21 protein-coding genes and 1 tRNA gene are annotated in these 21,408 nt (G+C 62.5%); 7 read left to right on the forward strand and 15 right to left on the reverse strand.

The window, feature by feature from the left end; genetic code table 11:
• Positions 1–35: 35 nt before the first annotated feature.
• The 4 genes from P9273_RS08425 to P9273_RS08440 form a co-directional block, all read right to left on the reverse strand.
• On the reverse strand, positions 36–1,091 hold the full coding sequence (locus tag P9273_RS08425) for a DNA polymerase III subunit delta' (RefSeq protein WP_040994760.1): 1,056 nt from the start codon (positions 1,089–1,091) through the stop codon (positions 36–38).
• On the reverse strand, positions 1,088–1,762 hold the full coding sequence (gene tmk, locus P9273_RS08430; protein ID WP_278048483.1) for a dTMP kinase: 675 nt from the start codon (positions 1,760–1,762) through the stop codon (positions 1,088–1,090). The genes P9273_RS08425 and tmk overlap by 4 nt, the downstream gene beginning before the upstream one ends.
• 72 nt (positions 1,763–1,834) lie before the next feature.
• A complete protein-coding gene (locus P9273_RS08435) occupies positions 1,835–3,013 on the reverse strand; it encodes a D-alanyl-D-alanine carboxypeptidase family protein (protein ID WP_278048484.1) in 1,179 nt (392 codons plus the stop codon).
• 131 nt (positions 3,014–3,144) lie between these two features.
• Positions 3,145–4,404 carry a septal ring lytic transglycosylase RlpA family protein gene (locus P9273_RS08440; RefSeq protein ID WP_278048485.1) on the reverse strand — a complete coding sequence of 420 codons (1,260 nt, stop codon included), beginning with the start codon at positions 4,402–4,404 and terminating at the stop codon, positions 3,145–3,147.
• A 544-nt stretch (positions 4,405–4,948) separates the two neighbouring features.
• Here P9273_RS08440 and P9273_RS08445 point away from each other — a divergent pair.
• Positions 4,949–5,038: transfer RNA gene (locus tag P9273_RS08445), tRNA-Ser, on the forward strand.
• Between the two features lie 23 nt (positions 5,039–5,061).
• Here P9273_RS08445 and P9273_RS08450 read toward each other — a convergent pair.
• Positions 5,062–5,403 (reverse strand): hypothetical protein, encoded by a 342-nt coding sequence (locus P9273_RS08450; protein WP_278048486.1) that lies wholly within the window; start codon positions 5,401–5,403, stop codon positions 5,062–5,064.
• Positions 5,404–6,061: 658 nt separating this feature from the next.
• A complete protein-coding gene (locus P9273_RS08455) occupies positions 6,062–6,655 on the reverse strand; it encodes an SOS response-associated peptidase (RefSeq protein ID WP_278048487.1) in 594 nt (197 codons plus the stop codon).
• A gap of 229 nt (positions 6,656–6,884) precedes the next feature.
• Between P9273_RS08455 and P9273_RS08460 the strand changes: the two genes are divergently transcribed.
• The 4 genes from P9273_RS08460 to rimO all read left to right on the forward strand — a co-directional run bounded on the left by P9273_RS08460 (position 6,885) and on the right by rimO (position 10,146).
• The gene (locus P9273_RS08460) at positions 6,885–7,070 is read left to right on the forward strand and encodes a DUF3606 domain-containing protein (RefSeq protein WP_040994769.1); all 186 of its coding nucleotides are present in this window, start codon (positions 6,885–6,887) and stop codon (positions 7,068–7,070) included.
• Positions 7,071–7,391: 321 nt separating this feature from the next.
• Complete coding sequence (locus P9273_RS08465; RefSeq protein ID WP_278048488.1) at positions 7,392–7,799, forward strand: DUF930 domain-containing protein; 408 nt, start codon at positions 7,392–7,394, stop codon at positions 7,797–7,799.
• A gap of 167 nt (positions 7,800–7,966) precedes the next feature.
• A complete protein-coding gene (locus tag P9273_RS08470; RefSeq protein WP_040994774.1) occupies positions 7,967–8,653 on the forward strand; it encodes a TerC family protein in 687 nt (228 codons plus the stop codon).
• Between the two features lie 179 nt (positions 8,654–8,832).
• Complete coding sequence (gene rimO / locus P9273_RS08475; protein WP_278048489.1) at positions 8,833–10,146, forward strand: 30S ribosomal protein S12 methylthiotransferase RimO; 1,314 nt, start codon at positions 8,833–8,835, stop codon at positions 10,144–10,146.
• Between the two features lie 79 nt (positions 10,147–10,225).
• Here rimO and P9273_RS08480 read toward each other — a convergent pair whose 3' ends face one another.
• The 8 genes from P9273_RS08480 to P9273_RS08515 form a co-directional block, all read right to left on the reverse strand.
• On the reverse strand, positions 10,226–11,293 hold the full coding sequence (locus P9273_RS08480) for a BMP family ABC transporter substrate-binding protein (RefSeq protein ID WP_278048490.1): 1,068 nt from the start codon (positions 11,291–11,293) through the stop codon (positions 10,226–10,228).
• Between the two features lie 51 nt (positions 11,294–11,344).
• Complete coding sequence (locus P9273_RS08485; protein ID WP_278048491.1) at positions 11,345–12,265, reverse strand: ABC transporter permease; 921 nt, start codon at positions 12,263–12,265, stop codon at positions 11,345–11,347.
• Positions 12,265–13,392, reverse strand: a complete 1,128-nt coding sequence (locus tag P9273_RS08490) for an ABC transporter permease (protein ID WP_040994781.1) — start codon at positions 13,390–13,392, stop codon at positions 12,265–12,267. The genes P9273_RS08485 and P9273_RS08490 overlap by 1 nt, the downstream gene beginning before the upstream one ends.
• A complete protein-coding gene (locus tag P9273_RS08495) occupies positions 13,389–14,963 on the reverse strand; it encodes an ABC transporter ATP-binding protein (protein WP_278048492.1) in 1,575 nt (524 codons plus the stop codon). The genes P9273_RS08490 and P9273_RS08495 overlap by 4 nt, the downstream gene beginning before the upstream one ends.
• A 252-nt stretch (positions 14,964–15,215) precedes the next feature.
• Positions 15,216–16,193: a quinone oxidoreductase family protein gene (locus P9273_RS08500; RefSeq protein ID WP_278048493.1), complete on the reverse strand. Its 978-nt coding sequence runs from the start codon at positions 16,191–16,193 to the stop codon at positions 15,216–15,218.
• Between the two features lie 127 nt (positions 16,194–16,320).
• Positions 16,321–17,082, reverse strand: a complete 762-nt coding sequence (gene pcsA, locus P9273_RS08505) for a phosphatidylcholine synthase (protein WP_442920207.1) — start codon at positions 17,080–17,082, stop codon at positions 16,321–16,323.
• 53 nt (positions 17,083–17,135) lie between these two features.
• Positions 17,136–17,750 (reverse strand): DUF1326 domain-containing protein, encoded by a 615-nt coding sequence (locus P9273_RS08510; protein ID WP_278048495.1) that lies wholly within the window; start codon positions 17,748–17,750, stop codon positions 17,136–17,138.
• 12 nt (positions 17,751–17,762) lie between these two features.
• Positions 17,763–18,653, reverse strand: coding sequence for a DUF2182 domain-containing protein (locus P9273_RS08515; protein WP_278048496.1), 891 nt, complete (start codon positions 18,651–18,653; stop codon positions 17,763–17,765).
• Positions 18,654–18,754: 101 nt separating this feature from the next.
• On the opposite strand from P9273_RS08515, the gene P9273_RS08520 reads away from it, so the two are divergent.
• Entirely contained in the window at positions 18,755–19,966 is a 1,212-nt protein-coding gene (locus P9273_RS08520) for a UbiH/UbiF family hydroxylase (RefSeq protein ID WP_278048497.1), read from the forward strand.
• 224 nt (positions 19,967–20,190) lie between these two features.
• The gene (gene hspQ, locus P9273_RS08525) at positions 20,191–20,514 is read left to right on the forward strand and encodes a heat shock protein HspQ (protein ID WP_040983419.1); all 324 of its coding nucleotides are present in this window, start codon (positions 20,191–20,193) and stop codon (positions 20,512–20,514) included.
• Between the two features lie 200 nt (positions 20,515–20,714).
• Here hspQ and P9273_RS08530 read toward each other — a convergent pair whose 3' ends face one another.
• Positions 20,715–21,335, reverse strand: coding sequence for an invasion associated locus B family protein (locus P9273_RS08530; protein ID WP_040982846.1), 621 nt, complete (start codon positions 21,333–21,335; stop codon positions 20,715–20,717).
• Positions 21,336–21,408 lie beyond the last annotated feature (73 nt).

Genomic DNA, 21,408 nt, shown 5'->3' on the forward strand with positions numbered 1-21,408 from the left:
CGAAACTGGGCCAGCGGCATGCATCGAACGGGCCGTCACATTCGCATCGCAGAATTCAGGCGGTCGATCATGGTCAGGGCGTGCTGCTTCTTGTCGAGGTTGTAGGTCTCAGCCTCAGATATCGTGTTCAGCGCCTCATGCCAAGCCTCGGACAGCGTTTTGGCCCTGGTAAGGTCGCCGGACAACGCCGCTTCGCTGGCGGCGGACGACAGCAGGTCGAGCGCGCGGCGGTTGAAGATGTCGAACTGTATCGCCTGGTCGCGACCCGCCACGGCCTCGGCAAGGCGGTAGGCGCCGGCGATGTCGGGCTTCCTGGCCGACACCAGCGCGTCGAGCGCGCCGGCGATCTCCAGCCCGCCATATTGGGTGAGCAGGATCGCGTTGCGGGCGCTGCCCCCTGCCCGCTCGGCGAGTGCCGCGCGGGAGGCGGGATCGTCCGGCGGCGGCGGCTCGACATTCTCCAATACCGCGATCAGCTCGTCGGCGGTCAAAGGCGCCAGACGCACCACCTGGCAGCGCGAGCGGATCGTCGGCAGCAGGCTGCCTGGCGCATGCACGATCAGGATGAACAAAGTGCGCGCCGGCGGCTCTTCGAGATTCTTGAGCAAGGCATTTGCGGCGCTGGTGTTCATGTCGTCGGCCGGATCGACGATGACGACACGGTAGCTGCCGTCATGCGAGGTCATCGACAGGAAGCGGTTGACCTTGCGGATCTCGTCGACGGTCAGCACCGTCTTGAAGCTCTTGGTCTTGTCGTTGGCAGGGCGGGTCAGGTGCAGTACCCCCGGATGCGCCCCGGTGGCAATCTGGCGAAACAGCGAGGAAGCCGGGTCCGGAACCGCAAGCGTTTCGGGCGCCGTCTTGAAGTCCGGATATCTCAGAAGATGGTGCGCGATGTGGAACGCGAGCGTCGCCTTGCCGATGCCCTGCGGCCCGGCGAAAATCAGCGCATGCGGCAGCTTGCCGGCGCGGTAGGCGGCGGCAAGCATCTCTGCCGCCGTCGCGTGGCCGATCAGCCGCGGCGTTTCGGCGGGCTCGGGCACGCCATCCAACGTATCGTGCTGTTCGGGGGCGATGCGTTCGAAGATCATGCCGGCGTCGTCTCAATCCTTTGCGCCGGCATCCGCTCTTCCAGCGCGGAAAAGACGGCAGCGGTGACGACATTCTCAACCGTCTCGGGATCGGCGGAAGCGTCGACGACGATGCAGCGCTCCGGCTCCGCCGCGGCGATGGCCAGGAAAGCTTCGCGCCGCCGCCGGTGGGTCGCCAAAGTCTCCTTCTCGAAGCGATCGGCGGCGTCGCCGGCGCCGCGACGTGCGGCAGCCCGTTTCAGGCCTTCAACGGGATCGATGTCGAAGATCAGCGTCATGTCCGGCATCATGCCGTTGATGGCCACCGCCTCCAGCGCCTTCATGAAATCGGCATCGAGCCCGCCGGTGACGCCCTGGTAGACGCGCGAGGAATCGATGAACCGGTCGCACAGCACGATCGAGCCGCGCTCGACCGCCGGCCGGATGACCTGCTCGACATGGTCGGAGCGCGCGGCGGCGAACAGGATCGCCTCCATCTTCGGGCCGAACGGCTCGGCCGCCCCCGACAGAAGCACATGTCTTACGGCCTCGGCGCCCGGCGAGCCGCCCGGCTCGCGCGTGACCAGCACCTCGTATTTCTTGGCGCGCATGCGCCGCGCCAGCCGCTCGATCTGTGTCGACTTGCCTGCTCCTTCGCCGCCCTCGAAGGTGATGAAAAATCCGCTCGCCAATCGAGACTGCCTTTGCTCACGCTGGCCGCTGTCATAGCTCCCGTCCGGCAAAAGGTCCACGAACTTGCCCGATCACAAATGTTTCTGGCGCAGCCAGCCGACAGCGAGTTCCTTGGCCGCGTCGAGCGCACGCTGCGGCAGCGTGCCCACTTTCACCGATTCGGCGGCATAGAGCGGCGTCTGCTGGCTCAGCGTGTCGCCTATCCAAACGCGCAATTCTCCGACCGGTTGCCCCTCCTGCACGGGCGCCGGCACCGGACCCTGATAGACGATCCTGGCCGTCAGCTTGTCGCGGTTGGCTATCGGCAGAAAGATGTCCACGGGGCCTTTGGCTTTCAAGGCCAGGCCGGACTTGGCACCGCCGAAAACCTGCGCTTCGCCGATCACCTCGTCCTTGGCGAAGATCTCGGTCTTTTGGAATGATCGCGAGCCCCAGTCGAGCAGCTTGCGCGCCTCTTCGGCGCGTTCGCGGTCATTGGCCAGTCCGCTAAGCGCGGCGATCACGCGCGTGCCGTTGTGACTGACGGTGCCGACCAGGCCGTACCCCCCCTGTTCGCTGGCACCTGCCACGAAGCCGTCCGCTTCGATGCCCATGGCAATCAGCGGATTGCGGTTCCTCTGCGATATCTTGTTCCAGGTGAACTCCGGCTGGGCGTAATAGTGGAAGAACTCCGGATAGTCGCGCCACAGATGCACCGCCAGCATTGTCAGTTCCCGCACCGTCGTCTGCTGCCCGTCTGCCGGCAGGCCGGTCGAATTGACGAAGGTCGATTTCCGAAGGCCGAGCTGGCGGGCGCGATCGGTCATCTGCGCCGCGAAATTTGCTTCCGAGCCCGCCATGCCTTCGGCGAGCACGATACAGCCGTCATTGGCCGCTTGCACGGTGACGCCCTGGATCAGATCCTCGACGCGGACCGCCGATTTGAGCTTGGCGAACATGGTCGAGGTTCCCGACGGCGCGCCGCCGGTGCGCCAGGCGTTTTCGCTGACCACGAACGTATCGTCGAGCGTGATCCGCTTCGACTTGAGAGCGTTGAAGACCACCTCCATCGTCATCAGCTTGGCCATCGAAGCCGGCGGAATCGGCCTATCGGGATCCTTGGCGAAGAGCACCGTGCCGGTGTCGGCATCGATCATGAATGCCTGCGCCGCCTTGGTCTCGAAAAGCTGAGCACTCGCTGGAACGGCGCAAAACAGCACCAGCACCAATCCCAGAAGGCTGGCGAAAGGCGGAAGAATGCGCAATTGCATGAAATGTCGACCCAATCTGAGCAACACCGGATGGTGCCGAGCGGCTTTACGCCCCGGAGTTGCGCAAGGACTACCCCGTAGCCAAGCTATCAGGGTTTTTTCGCCCGGATCAACGGGCCGTGCGAATTTGCTCAGTTACGCACAACCAGCGCGTCCGGCGCGCCATGCGACCAGGCTGCCTGGAGCAAGTCGTCGATGCTGCCATGGCCGTCCGGATAGACGTTGACCGCATACCAGTCATTGCCATCGAGCTCGGTGCGCTGGATCTCGGTCCGGCCGAACGGCTTGAGTGCGGCGGCGACGCGCTTTGCCTCTGCGGCTTCGTCGAAAGAACCGGCGGCGACATAGTCGGACGCAGGCGCCTGGTCATGGCGGTTCGATTTCTTCCACGACTGCAGGATATCGGCCGGGGACATGCCGCCGGCATCGAGCGCGGCAAAGACATCGGCGCGCTTTACCCGCTCATCCGCGTAGGACAGCGAAGCCATGGCGAAAGGCGAGTTCGCAGGAAGACGCAGATCCGGCCGTTCCGGCACGATCGGCCCGAAATCGGGCAGCGCGACATCGCTGGCGCCCTGCACCGGGAAGGCGGCCGGCTGCACGGTGGCCTGCTCCGACAGCCCCGGCTGCGCAGCAAAGGCCTGCCCCGAATTGGTCAACTGGCCGGGAAACGGCACAGCGGCCGGCGGCGCGCCCACCGGCGTGCTCGGCGACGGACCATTCATGGCCACCATCACCCCGGTCGGCAGGCCGTCTGAAGGATCCGGACGGTTCTTGCCGGGGCGGTAGGACGCCATCAGATACTGATCGTCGTCGCCGTCGAGCGGCGCACGGCCGACATATTCGACTTTGACCCTGGCCGTGCCGACCTTGTCGTAGTCGAGCATCTGCGCCGCGCGTTCGGAGACGTCGATGATGCGGCCTTCATGATAGGGGCCGCGGTCGTTGACACGCACGATCACCGAACTGCCGGTCTCCAGATTGGTGACGCGGGCATAGCTCGGCAGTGGCATGGTCGGATGCGCCGCCGTCAGATGAGTCATGTCATAGACTTCGCCATTGGCGGTCAGACGGCCGTGGAAGGCATCGCCATACCACGAGGCGAGACCCACCTTGGCGTAATTCTTGTCTTCCTTGGGATAGTACCACTTGCCGCGCACCTGATAGGGCTTGCCAAGCTGGTCGCGGCCGCCGCCGCGCCTCATGAACTGAACGCGCGGGCTCGCCTTCACGCCATATTCCGATTCGGCGAAATATTCCTTGGAGCGGGCCTTTTTATGGACCATTCCCTTCGGTTCGGGTGAGGCGCACGCAGCCAAAAGCAGGCCCGAAAGGGCGCATAGAGCGAAAGCAGAAGCGCGACGAAGACGCGGGCGCGCCGGAGTCTGCATGTTTTCGATTGTCCCCTACCGTGCTGCCACTCGACGGAGCCAGACGTCGCCCGCAAGGCCAACACCTTGATCCCCAATCCCTTTTGCACAGGAATTGCTTATCACGATGTTAATCGATTATGGCCGCAACAGGGCGAGATTATGGCGAGGACACAACACCGGCGGCCACTATATCGCCGGCGCGTCAATCCGGATTAACGAGTAAGAGTTCGTCCCGCTATTGCGGCTGCACGTTGGACGGCAGCTGTTGGGCCGTCGCACGAGACAGCATCTCACGCTTTGTCAGTACGGGTTTCTCGTAGGTTTTCTTCATGATTGGCCCCCGTTCGGAATATTAGCACATTGAAATAGACAGGCTCTTGGCCGCATTGTCAATTGCATCTGACCGGCTTCCTGCGACTGCCCCGGCTCCCGCAACCAATGGATTGAGCCGTTCCTGCGATTGACAGATCTTTGCGCGTCGCACTAGAGCATGGGTGCTCTCGATCCTGTCGGGCACGGCCTTTGGCACCAACAGGACGAAGCGCCTCGTGAAGATCACGATGGAGGGATGGCCGAGCGGTTTAAGGCACCGGTCTTGAAAACCGGCGTGGGCGCAAGTTCACCGTGGGTTCGAATCCCACTCCCTCCGCCAGTCAACCCGAGAAAATCAGCTAGTTAGTGGCCAATCGCAGGCTTGCCATAACCATTGGCACAACCAAGGAAAAGGCCCGGAAGCTGAAGCGCCAGGTCACGTATTTTAGCAAAATTTGAAACAAAGCGATTTTGCCCGCGTTGAAAGCTCCAACAAAGGGAGTTTTGAATGGACCCGGCTACAGCGGCAGTAATGGTTTTGCTTTCCTGCAGCCCAGGCGATGCGTCCATTTGCAAGCCGGTCAATGCGCCGCGTGGGATGTTCGCGTCTTTAACCGAGTGCCGTAGGTCGTTGGCGTCTGAACTCGCGGGCTCTCCTGACGGAAGAACAATCGGACGATGCCAGTTGGTGGATTCGACAGTCACAGGCGCCCTGCCTGCAGGCTATACGTCGGTAGTGGTTACGCGCGGCGGAAGCGCTGTCAGGTATGTTGTTCCCCACAAGGAATAGCTCGGAATCGCGTTCGCGATTGAAAGCCCGGCCACTGAAGCAGCCGGGCTCGTCCTTCGTCGAGGGTGTGTAAGCGCTGCTGTTGCCAGTTCGCCAGTTCGCTAAGTCGCGGCTTATCAGCAAGGCTGTATTCTTTTAGGACGGGAACGTTGGCATCGGCCTTGCAAGGCATGATTGCCGGCTTGATCTCCGGCAGCTCGTCGGGCTTGAGGCTGTTGTTGGGGGCCTCGCCCGGCGAGTTTCTCCGGACGAAATCAGTGGATATGCATCAAATGATGTACCCATGCGTGAATGCTAATTTAGCCTCCGCTTCAGCCAACTCCAACCCCCGAGTCGGTTAGGCCCGGCGGTTCAACCCAACGCACCCCAACAGAGCGCGGAACTGTCGGGCCGCTACGGGCGCGGCGTCCAGCTCTCCCGTTGTTCCGGCGCCACAGCCAAATTCGTGAATTGAAGACGCCGATCGTCTTGCCCCTGCGGGGGTCTGGATGGAAGCCACCAAGCCGCGCTAAGGGCTTGTTGCGCGGGCTGGCCAAAATGCCACGGGAACTAAGGCCCGCACTGGTAGACTAGTCAGGCGCGCTCCGGGCGCACCGTCTCTACCGACAGCAGTCCCGCCGGAAGCGGCCGCAAAAGGTCGCTCTCGGCTTTCGACAGATCAAGCCACGCGGACCAGTTCTCGGGCTGAAGGACGACAATCTGCCGATTGTGATACGGTGCGACATCCGGCCCCGGATCGGTCGTCAGCATTGCGAACGAAGGCGGCTTGTTACCTGTCGCCTCTCGCCAGAGCCCGGCAATGGCCAAGAACGGGGCACCGTTCAGCGCGAAGCGATGCTTGGCTTTCGGATATTTGGTGCCCGTGAATTCAAAGAAGGCCGAAGCCGGCACAAGACAGCGTTTGCTGTCAGCGAACCGGCGGCCTTCCGACCGGAAGTTGAACACCGGTCCGCCTTTCGCGCCGGCCGGCGGAAAGCCGAACGTCATGGATGCCAGTTCTATCGCGTCGCCGGCGGCGCGCATGACCGGCGCCGGATCGTTGATGCGGATGTCGTCAGCCTGAGGAAGATCGAGCTCAGTTTGATGGGTCGGGATCTTCAGTGCCAGCGACTCCATCATCCGGCAATATTCGGCCCAGGCGATATGCTGCTCATAATCATTGCACATGGAAGGTCATCCGAATGGATCGTGCGCCTGAGCAACGCGATCCACGGTATCGATCGTGTTGCCTGATTTGCCGAGCGCGACACGCACTGGCGTCTCAAATCACTCATCCTGCACACGACCTCCTTGCGCGACCGGACTCAATTCGCCAAAGCGGCATCTGTTCCTTTAGCGGTGGCTAATGGGAACATTCATAATCGATCGCTGTTCCTTCTGACCAGGAGGATCAGTCATGGCAGACGACAAGACCAAGCGTGATTTCCGTGACCGCGACCGCGTATCAGCCGACGAGGACCATGAAGTCCGCTATTTCGCCAAGCAGCACCGGATCAGCCCCGAGCAGGTTCTCGATCTGATTAAAGAGCATGGCAATAACCGAAAGACCTTGGAGCGCGAGGCAAGGAAGCTTCGAGGATGACGAGGCTTCCGAACTTGGCCCTCCGCAAGGGTTGACGGTGAACCGGGCAATGGCGGAGTTGGCCAAGGCCTCGGTCTTAGCATGGATTCAGCGCTCTCCCGCAAATGACACCAGCGCCGCGGCACGTCCCATAGGTTCCAGTGAAGTATGACAGTGTCGGGTTCGGCCCCATTTTTGATAAGCCGATGATTACGATTCGCAGCGCGTTGCGAGACTTTCGCCGATCACCGTCCAAGATGTTGATCTGACTCGACGGCAGCCGCCTCCTCGCCTGCCGAGGCGATTGGTAAAACACCGTTTATTTGATTTCTCGGACAGAATATGCTGCTTGTCGCGCCCATGAAAAAGCTCTGCCTGATGGTTCTGGCGTCGTTGACGCCGGTCTTGCCGGCCAAGGCGATGGACAATGCGTTGCGCGCCGGCCTCTTGAAACTCGATCCGCAGACTCGTCTCGAGCAGCGCTGTGATGCCGAAGTGCTCGACCGGATCAGTCACGACGATCACAACTACAAAGCCGACCGGGTCGTGGCCTACGCCTTCGCCACGCCGCAGATGAGCGCCGATGCCATCAAGAGCTCTGGCGCCGCCTTCCGCAGCAAGGGCCAATGGTACCGGCTGAAGTTCAAATGCCTGACCGCGCCGGACCACATGCAGGTGCTGCAGTTCCGCTACAAGATCGGCGACGAAATCCCGGAATCGGACTGGGCCAAATATAATCTCTACGACTAGTTTCCGGCCTTGCCCCTTGCCGGCAACCACTCGAAATCCTTGAGGACTTGCGCCCGCCACGTTGTTTTCCGGCGATGTCCAAACCTGCGTCTTGACGCCGATGGACCATGCCTTTAGGCCCGTCGGGGTAAAGGGCTACGTTCATTTCAGGCAAGGATTTCTAGTCGATGGAAATATTCACTGCCGCAGGCCTTTCAGCTCTCCTCCAGGTTGTCGCAATCGATCTCGCCCTCGCCGGCGACAACGCAATTGTGATCGGCCTCGCGGCGGCCGGCCTTCCCGCGGATCAGCGCAAGCGCGCCATCCTTGTCGGCATCGGGGCAGCCACCGTCCTGCGCATAGTCTTTGCCTTGATCACGCAATGGCTGCTGAGCATCGGCCCCATGTTGCTCATCGCCGGCGGTCTTCTGCTTCTGTGGGTATGCTGGAAAATGTGGCGCGAGCTGCGCGTCAGCCACGACGACGAGCGCGACGCGACCGAAGCGCTATCGAACAGCGATTACAACAAGGACGGTTCCGTCTCCGGCAAGGGCCCGCGCAAGACCTTCTCGCAAGCCGCCTGGCAGATCGTCATCGCCGACGTTTCTATGTCGCTCGACAACGTTCTGGCCGTCGCCGGCGCCGCCATGAAGCATCCGACCGTCCTGATCATCGGGCTGGCCCTTTCGATCGCGCTGATGGGTTTTGCCGCTTCCTTTGTCGCACGCCTCCTGCACACATATCGTTGGATCGCCTATGTCGGCCTGCTGATCATCTTGTACGTGGCGATCAACATGCTGCTCGGAGGCGCCGTGCAGCAGTTTCCCGACCATTTTGCCTTCCTGGCGCCATGGTTCGGACCGGACGGCCACTGACGCCCGTTAGGGGGACACGTCGCCGAGTCGCCTCTTGTCCCGGGCGACCGGCAGGTTTGCTTCTGGGCCGAAGCGTGCTATGGCGCCGCGCGAATGGCTTAGAGCCGCGCATATAGATCGATCCTCAGAGCCTGCGGCTCAACCTTCGATCTCGCCCTCACCTCTTGGAAACAAAGTTAATGTCCGCCCCACGCGTCAGTTTCGTCAGTCTTGGATGCCCGAAAGCACTCGTCGATTCCGAGCGTATCATCACGCGGCTGCGCGCCGAAGGCTATGAAATCGCGCGCAAGCATGACGGCGCCGACCTCGTGGTCGTCAACACCTGCGGCTTCCTCGATTCTGCGCGCGACGAGTCGCTCAACGCCATCGGCTCCGCCCTTTCCGAAAACGGCCGCGTCATCGTCACCGGCTGCCTCGGCGCCGAGCCGGAGGTCATCCGCGAGAAGCATCCCAACGTGCTGGCGATCACCGGTCCGCAGGCCTATGAGAGCGTGATGGCGGCGGTGCATGAGGCCGCTCCCCCCAGCCACGATCCCTATATCGACCTGCTGCCGCCGCAAGGCGTGAAGCTCACCCCGCGCCACTACGCCTATCTGAAGATTTCCGAGGGCTGCAACAACCGCTGCACCTTCTGCATCATTCCCGCACTGCGCGGCGATCTCGTGTCGCGGCCGGCGGCGGATGTGCTGCGCGAAGCCGAAAAGCTCGCCAAGGCCGGTGTCAAGGAGATCCTCGTCATCTCGCAGGACACCAGCGCCTACGGCATCGACATCAAATACCAGACGTCGATGTTTGGCGACCGCGAAGTGCGGGCGAAATTCCTCGACCTCGCCGAGGAGCTCGGCAAGCTCGGCATCTGGATACGCATGCATTATGTGTATCCCTACCCGCATGTCGCCGATGTCATTCCGCTGATGGCGGAGGGAAAGATCCTTCCCTATCTCGACATCCCCTTCCAGCACGCCTCACCGCAGGTGCTGAAGAACATGCGCCGCCCCGCGCATGGCGAAAAGACGCTGGACCGCATCCGCGGCTGGCGCGAAGTCTGCCCCGACCTCGCTATCCGCTCGACCTTCATCGTCGGCTTCCCTGGCGAGACCGAAGATGATTTCCAGATGCTGCTCGACTGGCTGGACGAAGCCAAGATCGACCGCGCCGGATGCTTCAAATACGAGCCGGTCAAGGGCGCGCGCTCCAACGATCTGGGGCTGGAGCAGGTGCCGCAGGAGATCAAGGAAGCGCGCTGGCACCGTTTCATGCAGCGCCAGCAGAAGATCTCGGCCACTCAGCTCGCCAAGAAAGTCGGCAAGCGCCTACCGGTGTTGATCGACGAGGCGCATGGCACATCCGGCAAAGGCCGCACCAAATACGACGCGCCGGAGATCGACGGCTCGGTGCACATCCAGTCGCGGCGGCCGTTGCGCGCCGGCGACATCGTCACCGTCAAGATCGACCGCGCGGATGCCTATGATCTTTACGGCTCGGCCGTCTGACAGCCCGGCCGAACCCTCGCAGCCTCAAAGAAAAGGGCGCCCGCGCGCCCTTTTCCGTTTCGGTTCCGCGACTTGCCGCTTACTGCGGCAGCTTGTCGTCGATGCCCTTGACGTAGAAATTCATGCCGAGCAGCGTGGCGTCGTCGGCGACCTCGCCATCCTTTAGCCAAGGCGAGCCGTCCTGTTTGGACACAGGTCCGGTGAAGGGATTCCAGCCGCCGGCGATCTTCTTCTCGGTCGCCTCGGCCATCGCCTTCACGTCGTCGGGCATGTTGGTGAAGGGCGCGAGCTTGACCGCGCCGTCCTTGATGCCGAGCCAGACATTGTCCGGCTTCCAGGTGCCGTCGAGTGCGGCCTGGACCCGGCTGATGTAATACGGACCCCATTCGTCGGTCAGCGAGGTCAGCTGCGCGTTCGGCGCGAACTTGATCATGTCGGACGACTGGCCGAAGCCGTGCAGCTTACGCTCCTCGGCCACCTGCAGCGCAGCGGTCGAATCGGTGTGCTGGACGATGATGTCGGCGCCCTGGTCGAACAGCGCCTTGGCGGCGTCGGCCTCCTTGCCCGGGTCGAACCAGGAATTCACCCACACGATCTTGACCTTGAAATCGGGATTGATCGACTGCGCGCCGAGCATGAAGGAATTGATGCCCATCACCACTTCCGGGATCGGGAAGGAAACGATGTAGCCGGCGAGGCCTTTCTTCGATTCCTTGGCCGCGATTTGGCCGAGCACATAGCGGCCCTCATAGAAGCGGGCGTTGTAGATGCCCAGATTGTCGCCGGTCTTGAAACCGGTCGCGTGCTCGAACATCACTTTGGGGAACTTCTTGGCGACCTTCACCATGGCGTCCATGAAGCCGAAAGAGGTGCCGAAGATGATCTTGCAGTTCTCACGCGCCAGGCGCTCGAAAGCGCGGTCGGCATCCGGGCCTTCCGACACGTTTTCGAGATAGGCGGTCTCGATTTTGTCGCCGAGCGCCTTCTCGACCTCAAGGCGGCCCTGGTCGTGCTGGTAGGAGTAGCCGAAGTCGCCGATCGGACCGGTATAGACCCAGCAGGCCTTCAGCTTGTCGGCGGCCTCGGCGGTTGCCGCCAGCGACAGGGCCGCAGCCGTGGTCATCAACGCAATAAGCAGTTTTTTCATTGTGTTACCTCTCTGAGTTAAGCCTTGGAGCTTCCCGTCTTTTTGTTGTCGTCAACGATCCGGAACGAATGGCTGCCCCAACGAAGCCGGCGTGTTCATCATCGTCAGCCGCTTGTTGCGGGAGATTAGAACGAGAACCACGATGGTTGCCAGATAGGGCAGCGAAGAAAGAAACTGCGAAGGCACCGGAATGCCAAAAGCCTGTGCATGAAGCTGGCCGATCCACACTGCGCCGAAGATATAGGCGCCGGCCAGCACCCGCCACGGGCGCCAGGAAGCGAACACCACCAGCGCCAGCGCGATCCAGCCGCGGCCCGCGCTCATGTTCTCGACCCATTGCGGCGTGTAGACCAGCGACAGATGCCCGCCGGCAAGGCCGGCACAGGCGCCACCGAAGATCACCGCGAGATAGCGGTAACGGATCACCTTGATGCCGAGTGCGTGCGCCGACGTATGGCTGTCGCCGATCGAGCGCAGCGTAAGCCCCGTGCGCGTCCTGAACAGGAACCACATCACCGCCGCGGTCAGCGCGATCGAGATGTAGAACACCGGGTCCTGGCCGAAGATCAGCTTGCCGACGACCGGGATCGAGCTGATCCCGGGAATGTTGAGGTTGGGCAGCCTGACGCCCGGCTGGCCGACGAAGCTGGTGCCGATCATGCCGGAGAGGCCGAGGCCGAGCAGCGTCAGCGACAGGCCGGTCGCCACCTGGTTGGTCGCGAGCGACAGCGTCATGACGGCGAATAGCAGCGAGAACAGCGCACCGACGATGATCGCGGCCAGCAGGCCGATCCACGGCGATCCGGTAAGATAGCCGGCGCCGAAGCCGCCCACGGCGCCCATGATCATCATACCCTCGACACCGAGATTGAGCACGCCGGAGCGCTCGACCACAAGCTCGCCGATCGCCGCGATCAGAAGTGGCGTCGCCGCTGTCGCGATGGTCAAAAGGATGTTGACGGTGATGTCCATCAGCGAGCCTCCTCGAGCTTGGGCGCTGCTTCGAGCTTCGCGCCGTTCGGCTTCATCAGCGCCATGCCGATCAGGCGAATGCGGTAGTGGATCAGCGTGTCGCAGCCGAGCACGAAGAACAGGAGCATGCCCTGGAAGACGCGCGCCACTTTGTCGGAGATGCCGAGCGCGCTCTGCACCGCCTCGCCGCCGAGATAGGTCAGTGCCAGCACCAGGCCCGCGGCGACGATGCCGAGTGGATTGAGGCGACCAAGAAAGGCGACGATGATGGCGGTGAAGCCATATCCGGGCGAGATCACCGGCTGCAACTGACCGATGGCGCCGGAGACCTCGGAGATGCCCGCCAGACCGGCCAGCGCCCCGGACAAAAGAAAGGTGAAGAAGACCATGCGGTTGAAGCCGAAGCCGGCGAAGCGCCCTGCCCTAGGGCTGGAGCCCAGCACGCGCACTTCAAAACCTTTCAGCATGCGGCTCATCATCAGCCAGATCGCCACCGCGGCGACCAGCGCGAAGACGAAACCCCAATTGGCGCGGCCGGCATCCGGCATCAGCTCCGGCAGCACGGCCGAGTCGCCGAACTGGATGGTCTGCGGAAAGCCGTGGCCTTGCGGATCGCGCCACGGGCCGCGCACCAGCCAGTCGAGGAAAAGCTGCGCCACATAGACCAGCATCAGGCTGGTGAGGATCTCATTGGTGCTGAAACGGGTCTTCAAGAGCGCCGGGATCGATGCGTAGAGCGCTCCGCCGACCATGCCCAGCAAGAGCATCAGCGGGATCACCAGCGGGCCTTCGAATTGCGGGAACAATACCGGGAGGATCGAGCCGAAGATCGCGCCGAAAATGAACTGGCCTTCGGCGCCGATGTTCCAGATGTTGGCCTTGTAGCAGACCGATAGGCCGACCGCGATCAGGATCAGCGGTGCCGCCTTGATGGCCAACTCATGCAACTGCCAGACCTGGCTGATCGGCTCGACGAAATAGATCTCGAAGGCATTGAGCGGATTGACGCCGAGCAATGCGAACATGATGGCGCCGGCAATTATCGTCAGCGCGAAGGCGATGAAGGGCGACAGCATCGAGAACAGCGCCGAGCGCTGCGGGCGTTTGACGAGTTCGATGCGCATCATGCCACCTCCATTCTGTGTTCGGCGTGGCCGGGCTCTGCGCCGCCCATCAAGAGGCCGATCTTCTCGAACGTCGCTTCGGCGATAGGCAGCGGCGCCGACAATTCTCCGTTGTGCATGACGGCGATCGCGTCCGACAGTTCGAACAATTCATCGAGATCCTGGCTGATGACCAGGACCGCCGAACCGCTGCGGGCTAGCTCGATCAGCGCCTGACGAATGTGGGCGGCAGCGCCTGCGTCCACGCCCCAGGTCGGCTGGTTGACGATCATGACGCTCGGCTTGCGGTCGAGCTCGCGGCCGACGATGAATTTCTGCAGATTGCCGCCCGACAGCGCCGCCGCCTCCGGATCGGGCGCGCTCTTGCGCACGTCCATGGCTTTGATGATGCGCTGGGCGGCGCTGTAAACCGCGCCGTTCCTGACCATGCCCGAGCCGACGAAAGCTTTGCCGTCGGTGGCATGGCGGGACAGAAGCAGGTTCTCCGAAAGCTTCATGCGCGGCGCCGCGCCATGGCCCAGGCGCTCTTCAGGCACGAAGGCGGCTCCCATTAGGCGGCGGCCGGTGATCGGCAGCTCGCCGGCGTCCTTGCCTCGGATGCGTACGGAACCGGCATCCTGCTGCAGCACTTCGCCGGAGACGGATTCGAAGAACTCGCCCTGGCCGTTGCCGGCCACACCCGCGATGCCGATCACTTCGCCGGCGCGCACGGTGAGATTGATGTTCTTGAGCGGGATGGCGAAGGGCGTCGCCGGCTTGCGGCTGAGGCCGCGGATTTCCAGCAGCGCCGGCGCCGTCTCGATGCCTTCGGCCGGCGCGCGCACCACCGCCTTCACCTCGCTGCCGACCATCATGCGGGCAAGCGATGCGGCCGTCTCCTCACGCGGATTGCAGTGGCCGACGACCTTGCCGTGGCGAAGCACCGTGGCGCGGTCGCAGATGCGTTTGACCTCTTCCAGCCGGTGCGAGATGTAGAGGATCGATTTGCCTTCCGAGCGCAGGCGCTCCAGCGTCTCGAACAGCTTGTCGGCTTCCTGCGGCGTCAGCACCGAGGTCGGCTCGTCGAGGATGATGAGCTGCGGCGTCTGCAAGAGGCAACGGATGATCTCGATGCGCTGGCGTTCGCCGACGGAGAGATCGCCGACCAGCGACTCCGGATCGAGCGGCAGGCCGTAGCTGTAGGAAAGCGCCCTCGCCTTCGCCGCAATGGTGCTGATCGGCGAACCGTCATTGAGTGAAAGCGCGATGTTCTCGGCTGCCGTGAGCGCTTCGAAGAGCGAGAAATGCTGGAACACCATGCCGATGCCCAGCTTCTTGGCCACCCCCGGGCTGGTGATTTGGACCGGCTTGCCGTCCCAGAAAATCTCGCCCGAATTCGGCTCGAGCGATCCGAACAGCAGCTTGACCAGCGTCGACTTGCCGGCGCCGTTCTCGCCGAGCAGCGCGTGGATCTCGCCCTTCGCGATGTTGAGATCGATGTGATCGCACGCCGTCAGCGTGCCGAAAATCTTGGTAAGGCCACGAACCTCGAGCAGGTTCGACCTGTCATGATTTGCACTCACAGTGCCTCCCATCCAGTTTCCCGGATATGTTCTGTGTTCCCGCTGTCATGGTATGCGCGGCCGGCTCCCATCGGAAAGCAGCACCCAACTTGAAAGAGCTTCAAGAATTTCAGCGGAAACTCAAGGGCTAAGATAGACCTCTTGAGAACAACGGCAATCCGCATCGCTTTTTCAGGCAAGCCGTGCCTTCGGGCACGGCAAGCCGCTGAAAAACAAGGCAGTCGGCTAGGTGTTTGGTGCCGAAAGGTATGTAGCGGTGAAGCTCTAGGGGATGAGGACTGTCGTGCCCGTAGTCTTGCGGGCTTCGAGATCGGCTTGCGCCTTTGCAGCGTCCTTCAGCGCATAGCGCTGGTTGATCTTGATCTCGACGGCGCCGCTCTTGACCACGTCGAAAAGCGCTTCGGCCGACTTCACCAGATCCTCGCGCTTGGCGTTGTAGACGAACAGCGTCGGCCGGGTCGCATAGATCGAGCCTTTCTGTGCCAGCAGCGACATGGAGAAAGGCGGGATCGGTCCGGACGACTGGCCGAAGCTGACGAACATGCCGAGCGGCCGCAGGCAGTCGAGCGATGCCGGAAAGGTGTCGGCGCCGACGGAATCGTAGACGACGTCGCATTTCTTCCCGCCGGTCAGTGCGGCGACGCCGGCGACGAAATCCTGCTCCTTGTAGTTGATGACGTGGTCGAAGCCATGCGCCCGGGCGAGCTCGATCTTATCGGCGGAGCTCGCGGTGCCGATCACGGTCGCGCCGAGATGCTTTGCCCATTGGCCGAGGATCAGGCCGACGCCGCCGGCCGCCGCGTGGTAAAGGACCGTGTCGCCCGCCTTCACCGGGAAGGTGCGGCGCAAGAGATATTCCGCCGTCATGCCTTTCAGCATCATCGCCGCCGCCTGCTCGTCGCTGATGCCGTCCGGCACTTTGACCGCACGGTCGGCGGCGATCACCCGTTGTTCGGCATAAGCCCCGACATTGACGGCATAGGCGATGCGGTCGCCTGGCTTCAGCCAGTCGACGCCGTTGCCGAGCGCCAGCACGATGCCCGCCGCCTCGCCGCCCGGGATCAGCGGAAAGCCGCCGGGTGGCGGGTAAAGCCCCGAACGGTAATAGACGTCGATGAAGTTGAGGCCGATCGCCGTGTGCCGAATCAGGATCTGGCCTTCTCCCGGCTGGCCGGGATCGGCATTTTCATAAGCCAGGACTTCGGGGCCGCCATTGGCGTGAATGCGGATTGCCTTGGACATCGCTCAACTCTCTGAAGGTAAACAATCTGGAACATGTTCCGAAAGGGAGCACCGATTTTTCGGACGCTTGCGCCGATGGACAGTTAGGCCAGGATGACCATTCGACCAGAAATATCCTGATCCAGGATCAGGGCTTCTTGGCGCCCAGATTGGGGAACATCTGCATGATGCCCCCGATGCAGGCGAGATAGAGGCCGGTGATGGTGATGCCGATCTTGGTGAAGTCGCTGACCTGCTCACCCAGCACGCCGATCTTGTTGTAGAAGCTGGCAAGCGCGGCCTGCGCCAGCGCCAGCGCGCCGAAGGCGCACCACAAAAGCGTGATGCCGAGATTGACCGGCCTCAGCCGCACGACGCGCACCGGATGGATGAAGTTGATCGGCAGGAAAGTCAAAATGCCGGCGACCACCACCACGGCGAAAGACACCCATTGCCCGGGCTCGATGACGAAGAGCGTGAACACCACCATGTTCCAGACGACCGGGAACCCCTTGAAGAAGTTCTCCTTCGTCTTCATGCCGGTGTCGGCATAATAGATCGCGCTGGAGACGACGATGATGGCTGCCGACAGGAAGGACAGGTTCTCTCCCATGAAGCCGCGTTGATAGAGCGCGAAGGCCGGAATGAGCACGTAAGTGACGTAATCGATGATGTTGTCGAGGAGTTCGCCCGACCATGTCGGCAGGATTTCCTTCACCTCGAGCTTCCTGGCGATCGGCCCGTCGATGCCGTCCACGAACAGCGCCAGCCCAAGCCACCAGAACATCGCCGTCCAGCGCTCCTCGCTCGCCGCCACCAGCGACAGGAACGCGAGGAACGATCCCGACGCGGTGAGAAGATGGACGGAGAACGCGCGCGCCTGCGGCCACGTCACCTTCTTCTTCGGCAACGGGATCCGTTCCGCGATCTTCTTGGCTGCCTTGCCGGCCCTTGTGTTCTTGCTCACGGTCCCCGCCAGTCCAGCTTGCAGATTTCGGCCGAGCGGCCGCCGAAATTCCAGTTGCGGCCGAAGGCGCGCATCTTGCTCTTGTCGGACTTCGCCACGATGATCTCCGGCGCGATCCAATATTCGGAATTGGTGATCACCGTATCCTTCTCGCGGTCCTTGCCTGGGATAGGCGTCACCGCGCCGTCGATGATTTTCGGTATCTGGAAGACGCGTGTCTTGTCGCGCGTCTCATAGGTGATCGGCGCCTGCTCGACGCCGAGGAATTTCCCGACGAGGATCGACAGCAAAGAGGTGGTGCCGCCGGCCTTGCCGGTGAAGATCTTGGTCAGCGCCTTCACCGCATAGATCGAGGCGCGCTTGTCGATGAACAGGCCGGCCGTCCAGTTGCCGCGGCTCATATAACCGGGAATTTCCATGATCAGGCCGAGATTGAGGCCGGAAAGGTCGACCTCGCCGAAATGGCCCGCGTCGATGCGGAAGCCCGCCCAGGTCTGGCAATAGCCCTCGGTCGGCGGATGGCTGCCCAGCGACAGCACGCAGGGACAGAAAACCGTGCAATTGCAGGAGAGTACCAGCTCCCCTTTCATTGCCCAGCTTTGGTCGGTCATCGAATTCTCCCCTTACGCCGAAACTAATAGCAGGGCTGCCGCCCACACAAGCAGTATCGCACCGGCAACCCGGCTGGCCACCCTGCCGGCGGTCTGTTTTTCGATCAGGGTGAACAGTCCGATCAGCGCCATCCAGAAGACGTTCATTGCGCCGACGGCGAACATCACCAGCATCAGCGCCCAGCAGCAACCGAGGCACCAGACGCCCTGCTCCAATCCCAGACGGAAGATGCGGCCCGGTTTCGCGCTCCAGTTGGCGAAGAGGATCGAGAACGGGTTCCGGCATTTTTCCAGGCATGCCCGTTTCACGCCGCTGAATTGATAAAGGCTCGCGACAAGCAGCGCCGCGGCGCCGGCAAGGCCAACGGCCGGATCGAGCATCCGGCCGGAACCGGCGAAGGCGTAGACCGCGAGCGTCAGCATCGTGAAACCCACGGATGCGGCAAGCCATGTGCTGAGATATCCGGCGACAAGCACCAGCGGATGAACGGCGGGTTCGCCCTTGATCCTCGCCGTGTCGGCGATTTCGCAATAGGTGCGGATCAACGGCGCCGCCGATGGCAGCATCGTCGCCACGGCCATCAGGAACCACATCAGCACAAGCGCCGACGCCTGCTGGACGGTCGGGCCTGCGAGCGGCGCCGGCGCTAGGCACAGAGCAAAGAACCGGTCGAGAAAATCCGGCAACGGCAGGCTTGGCAGATTTTTCAGCAGCATGTCGCCGGGCGCGCCGGCAGGGCGACTTTCGGCGCCGCGGATCGCCATTGCGCCGAGAAGGAACCAGGCGAAGGCGATACCGATGCCGATCGTGAGCATGACCGCGAGGCGCGGGCTGCGCGCGACGCCCGCCGTCGCGCGGCCGGCGCGGTCGAGATGGCTGAAATCATGCTGCTCGCCGCTCATGGCATTCGAATGGGCTGAATCGCCGCGTTGATCAAGCCGGCTGATCTGACCTATATCCGGATGAAGGCCCGACGGGTCGCCTCTCATTGTGGAAGCCTGGCGTGGAGCACAACGACAAAGCCCGCATCCTGGTTGCCGGCAGCGGTCCGGCCGGCTTGATCGCGGCGCTCGGCTTTGCCGGGGCCGGCTTCGACGTCACGTTGGTCGGCCCCGAGGCCAACACCGCCGACGGCCGCACCACGGCCCTCATGAATCCGGCGCTGAAGGTCCTTGAACGGCTGGGCGTCCTTGCTGAACTGAGGACGCAGGCCGCGCCGCTCAAGGCGATGCGTATCGTCGACGCCACAAGGCGGCTGATCCGCAGCCCAACGGTGACCTTCCGCGCCGGCGAGATCGGCGAGGAACAGTTCGGCCTCAATTTGCCGAACAAGGCTCTTATGCCCATCCTTGCCAGGGCCGTTTCAGCTCATGAGGGCATTCATTGGCTAAAATCCACCGTCGCGTCCTGGAGCCTTGATGCCGAGCAGGCTGATGCAAGGCTGGCCGACGGAAGCGAAATCTCGGCCGCGCTGGCGGTCGCCGCCGATGGGCGCCTGTCTCCGGCGCGCGAAGCCGCTGGCATTCGCGCCTCCGCGCGGCCTTATCCGCAGTCGGCGCTTGTTCTCAATTTTGGCCATCGCAGCGAGCATGGCTTTGTCTCGACTGAATTCCACACCGAAACGGGGCCGTTCACGCAGGTACCGCTGCCCGGCAGGCGTTCGAGTCTTGTCTGGGTGGTGAAGCCGGAGACGGCGCAGGAGCTTGCGGCGCTCGACGATGCAGCCTTGTCGGCGCGTGTCGAGGAGCAGATGCAGTCGATGCTTGGCCGTGTCTCCGTCGAGCCGGGTCGCCAGGTCTATCCGTTGTCGGCGGCCTCGCCCGGCCGCTTCGCGCAAAACCGCGTGGCGCTGGTCGGCGAAGCAGCGCATGTGTTTCCGCCGATCGGCGCCCAAGGCCTCAACCTCGGCATCAGGGATATCGAAGATCTGATTGGAATCGCGAGTGAAAACAGCACCGATCCTGGATCGCGCCGGGCCCTCGCCGCATATGACACGAGGCGCCGGCCCGACATATGGGCGCGCAGCGGCGCGGTGAATCTGCTCAACATGTCGCTCTTGTCCGACATGCTGCCGGCGCAGCTGGCACGCAGCGCCGGCCTCAATGCGCTGGGCAGCTTCGCCCCGCTGCGAGCCTTCTTCATGCGCGAGGGGCTGCGGCCGGGCAGCGGCTTTCGCGCCATTGCCGGCGGCTTGCGCAAACCGGCCGAGCATTAGAAGCCGATCAGCGCCTCCTTCCACGCCACGCGCGAAACCTTACGCGTAGCCCATCCGTAGCTTGCAACATGGAGTGCGGCTATTGAATTGCGGCAGCGCCTGCGCCAAATAGGCCCAAGCCGAAAGTCGGGGTCGATTTTTGGCGGCGTGACGTGTAAATTCAAGGTCTTAGGCGCCTTGCGCGCAGCCACAAATGGCGCCTCGGAACCTAAGTGGTGAGCGTGATGAAAACGGCCAAGTTCTCGATCGGGCAGGTGGTTCGCCACAGGCTGTTTCCGTTCCGCGGCGTGATCTTCGACGTCGATCCCGAATTCGCCAACACCGAGGAATGGTATGAGGCCATTCCCGCCGACGTCCGTCCGCGCAAGGACCAGCCTTTCTATCATCTTCTGGCGGAGAATTCTGAGACCGAATACATCGCCTATGTATCCGAGCAGAACCTGCTCGAGGACCGGTCGGGCGAGCCGGTGCGGCATCCGCAGATCGGCGAGATGTTCGACAAGCTGCCGGACGGCCGCTACGAGCCGAAGCGCCAGTCGAAGCACTGAGCCGCAAAAGCACGCCACGCAGAGCATTTCATTGTTTCACGGAAATTGTGAAATGCCCTATCCTCTTCTCTTTTTATGCAATTCCGGACGGAAAACCGCTAGCACTTTCCTGGAATTGCTCTAGGCGCGCACAGCGCGTCGACAACAAAAAAAGCGGGGCGAATTGCCCCGCTTTTTTGTTCCAGAGCATGCTCCGGCGATCAGTTCGCGGTCTTGGCCTTGTCCTGCTCGTCCTTGAGCTTCTTGGCGAAGTCCTGGTTGTTCTTGGCGACGAAGTCCTGCAGCTTTTTCTGCCGGTCCTCGATGTCCGACTGCTGCAGCGGCGGGCCATCATAGGCGCCGCTGAAACCGGTGAGCGCGATCTTGATCGGGTTCGGCTGGTTCTGGAAGTTGATCGAGGTGAGCGTGATGCCCTGCCCCTTCTTGAAGGAAGCGACGAGCTGGTCGCTCAGCGGCACTTCCGCCACGCAGCGATCCGGGAAGCAGATCACATAATCGAGCTTCTGCGCCTTGCCGGAGTCGATCTGCAGCGCGATGCCCGGAGGAACCAGGCGGCCGGTCGGGACCGTGACCTGGAAGACCTTGCGGTTCACCTTGCCCTTGAGCTCGATCAGGCTGACGCCGGTGACGAGCTGGCCGTTGCCTGCGGTGACGATGTTCTGCACATTACAGATGTCGACGTCTTCCTGTTTGGTGCAAGCCTTGAACCAGCCCTGAGGAATTTGCGGCTGCTGTTGGGCCGAGGCGGTGAAAAGCCCGGCGCCCAGAACGCCGACCACGCCTGCGGCCAGCACCGAAAGGCGGTACGCGTTGATCGTCATATGGTGCACTTTCCTCTCAAATGATCCCGGGGACCGGCTTCTTCGTGCCGTGTGGTCCAGCTACCTGTTGCCC

Source organism: Mesorhizobium sp. WSM4935, assembly GCF_029625735.1.
Classification (GTDB): domain Bacteria; phylum Pseudomonadota; class Alphaproteobacteria; order Rhizobiales; family Rhizobiaceae; genus Mesorhizobium.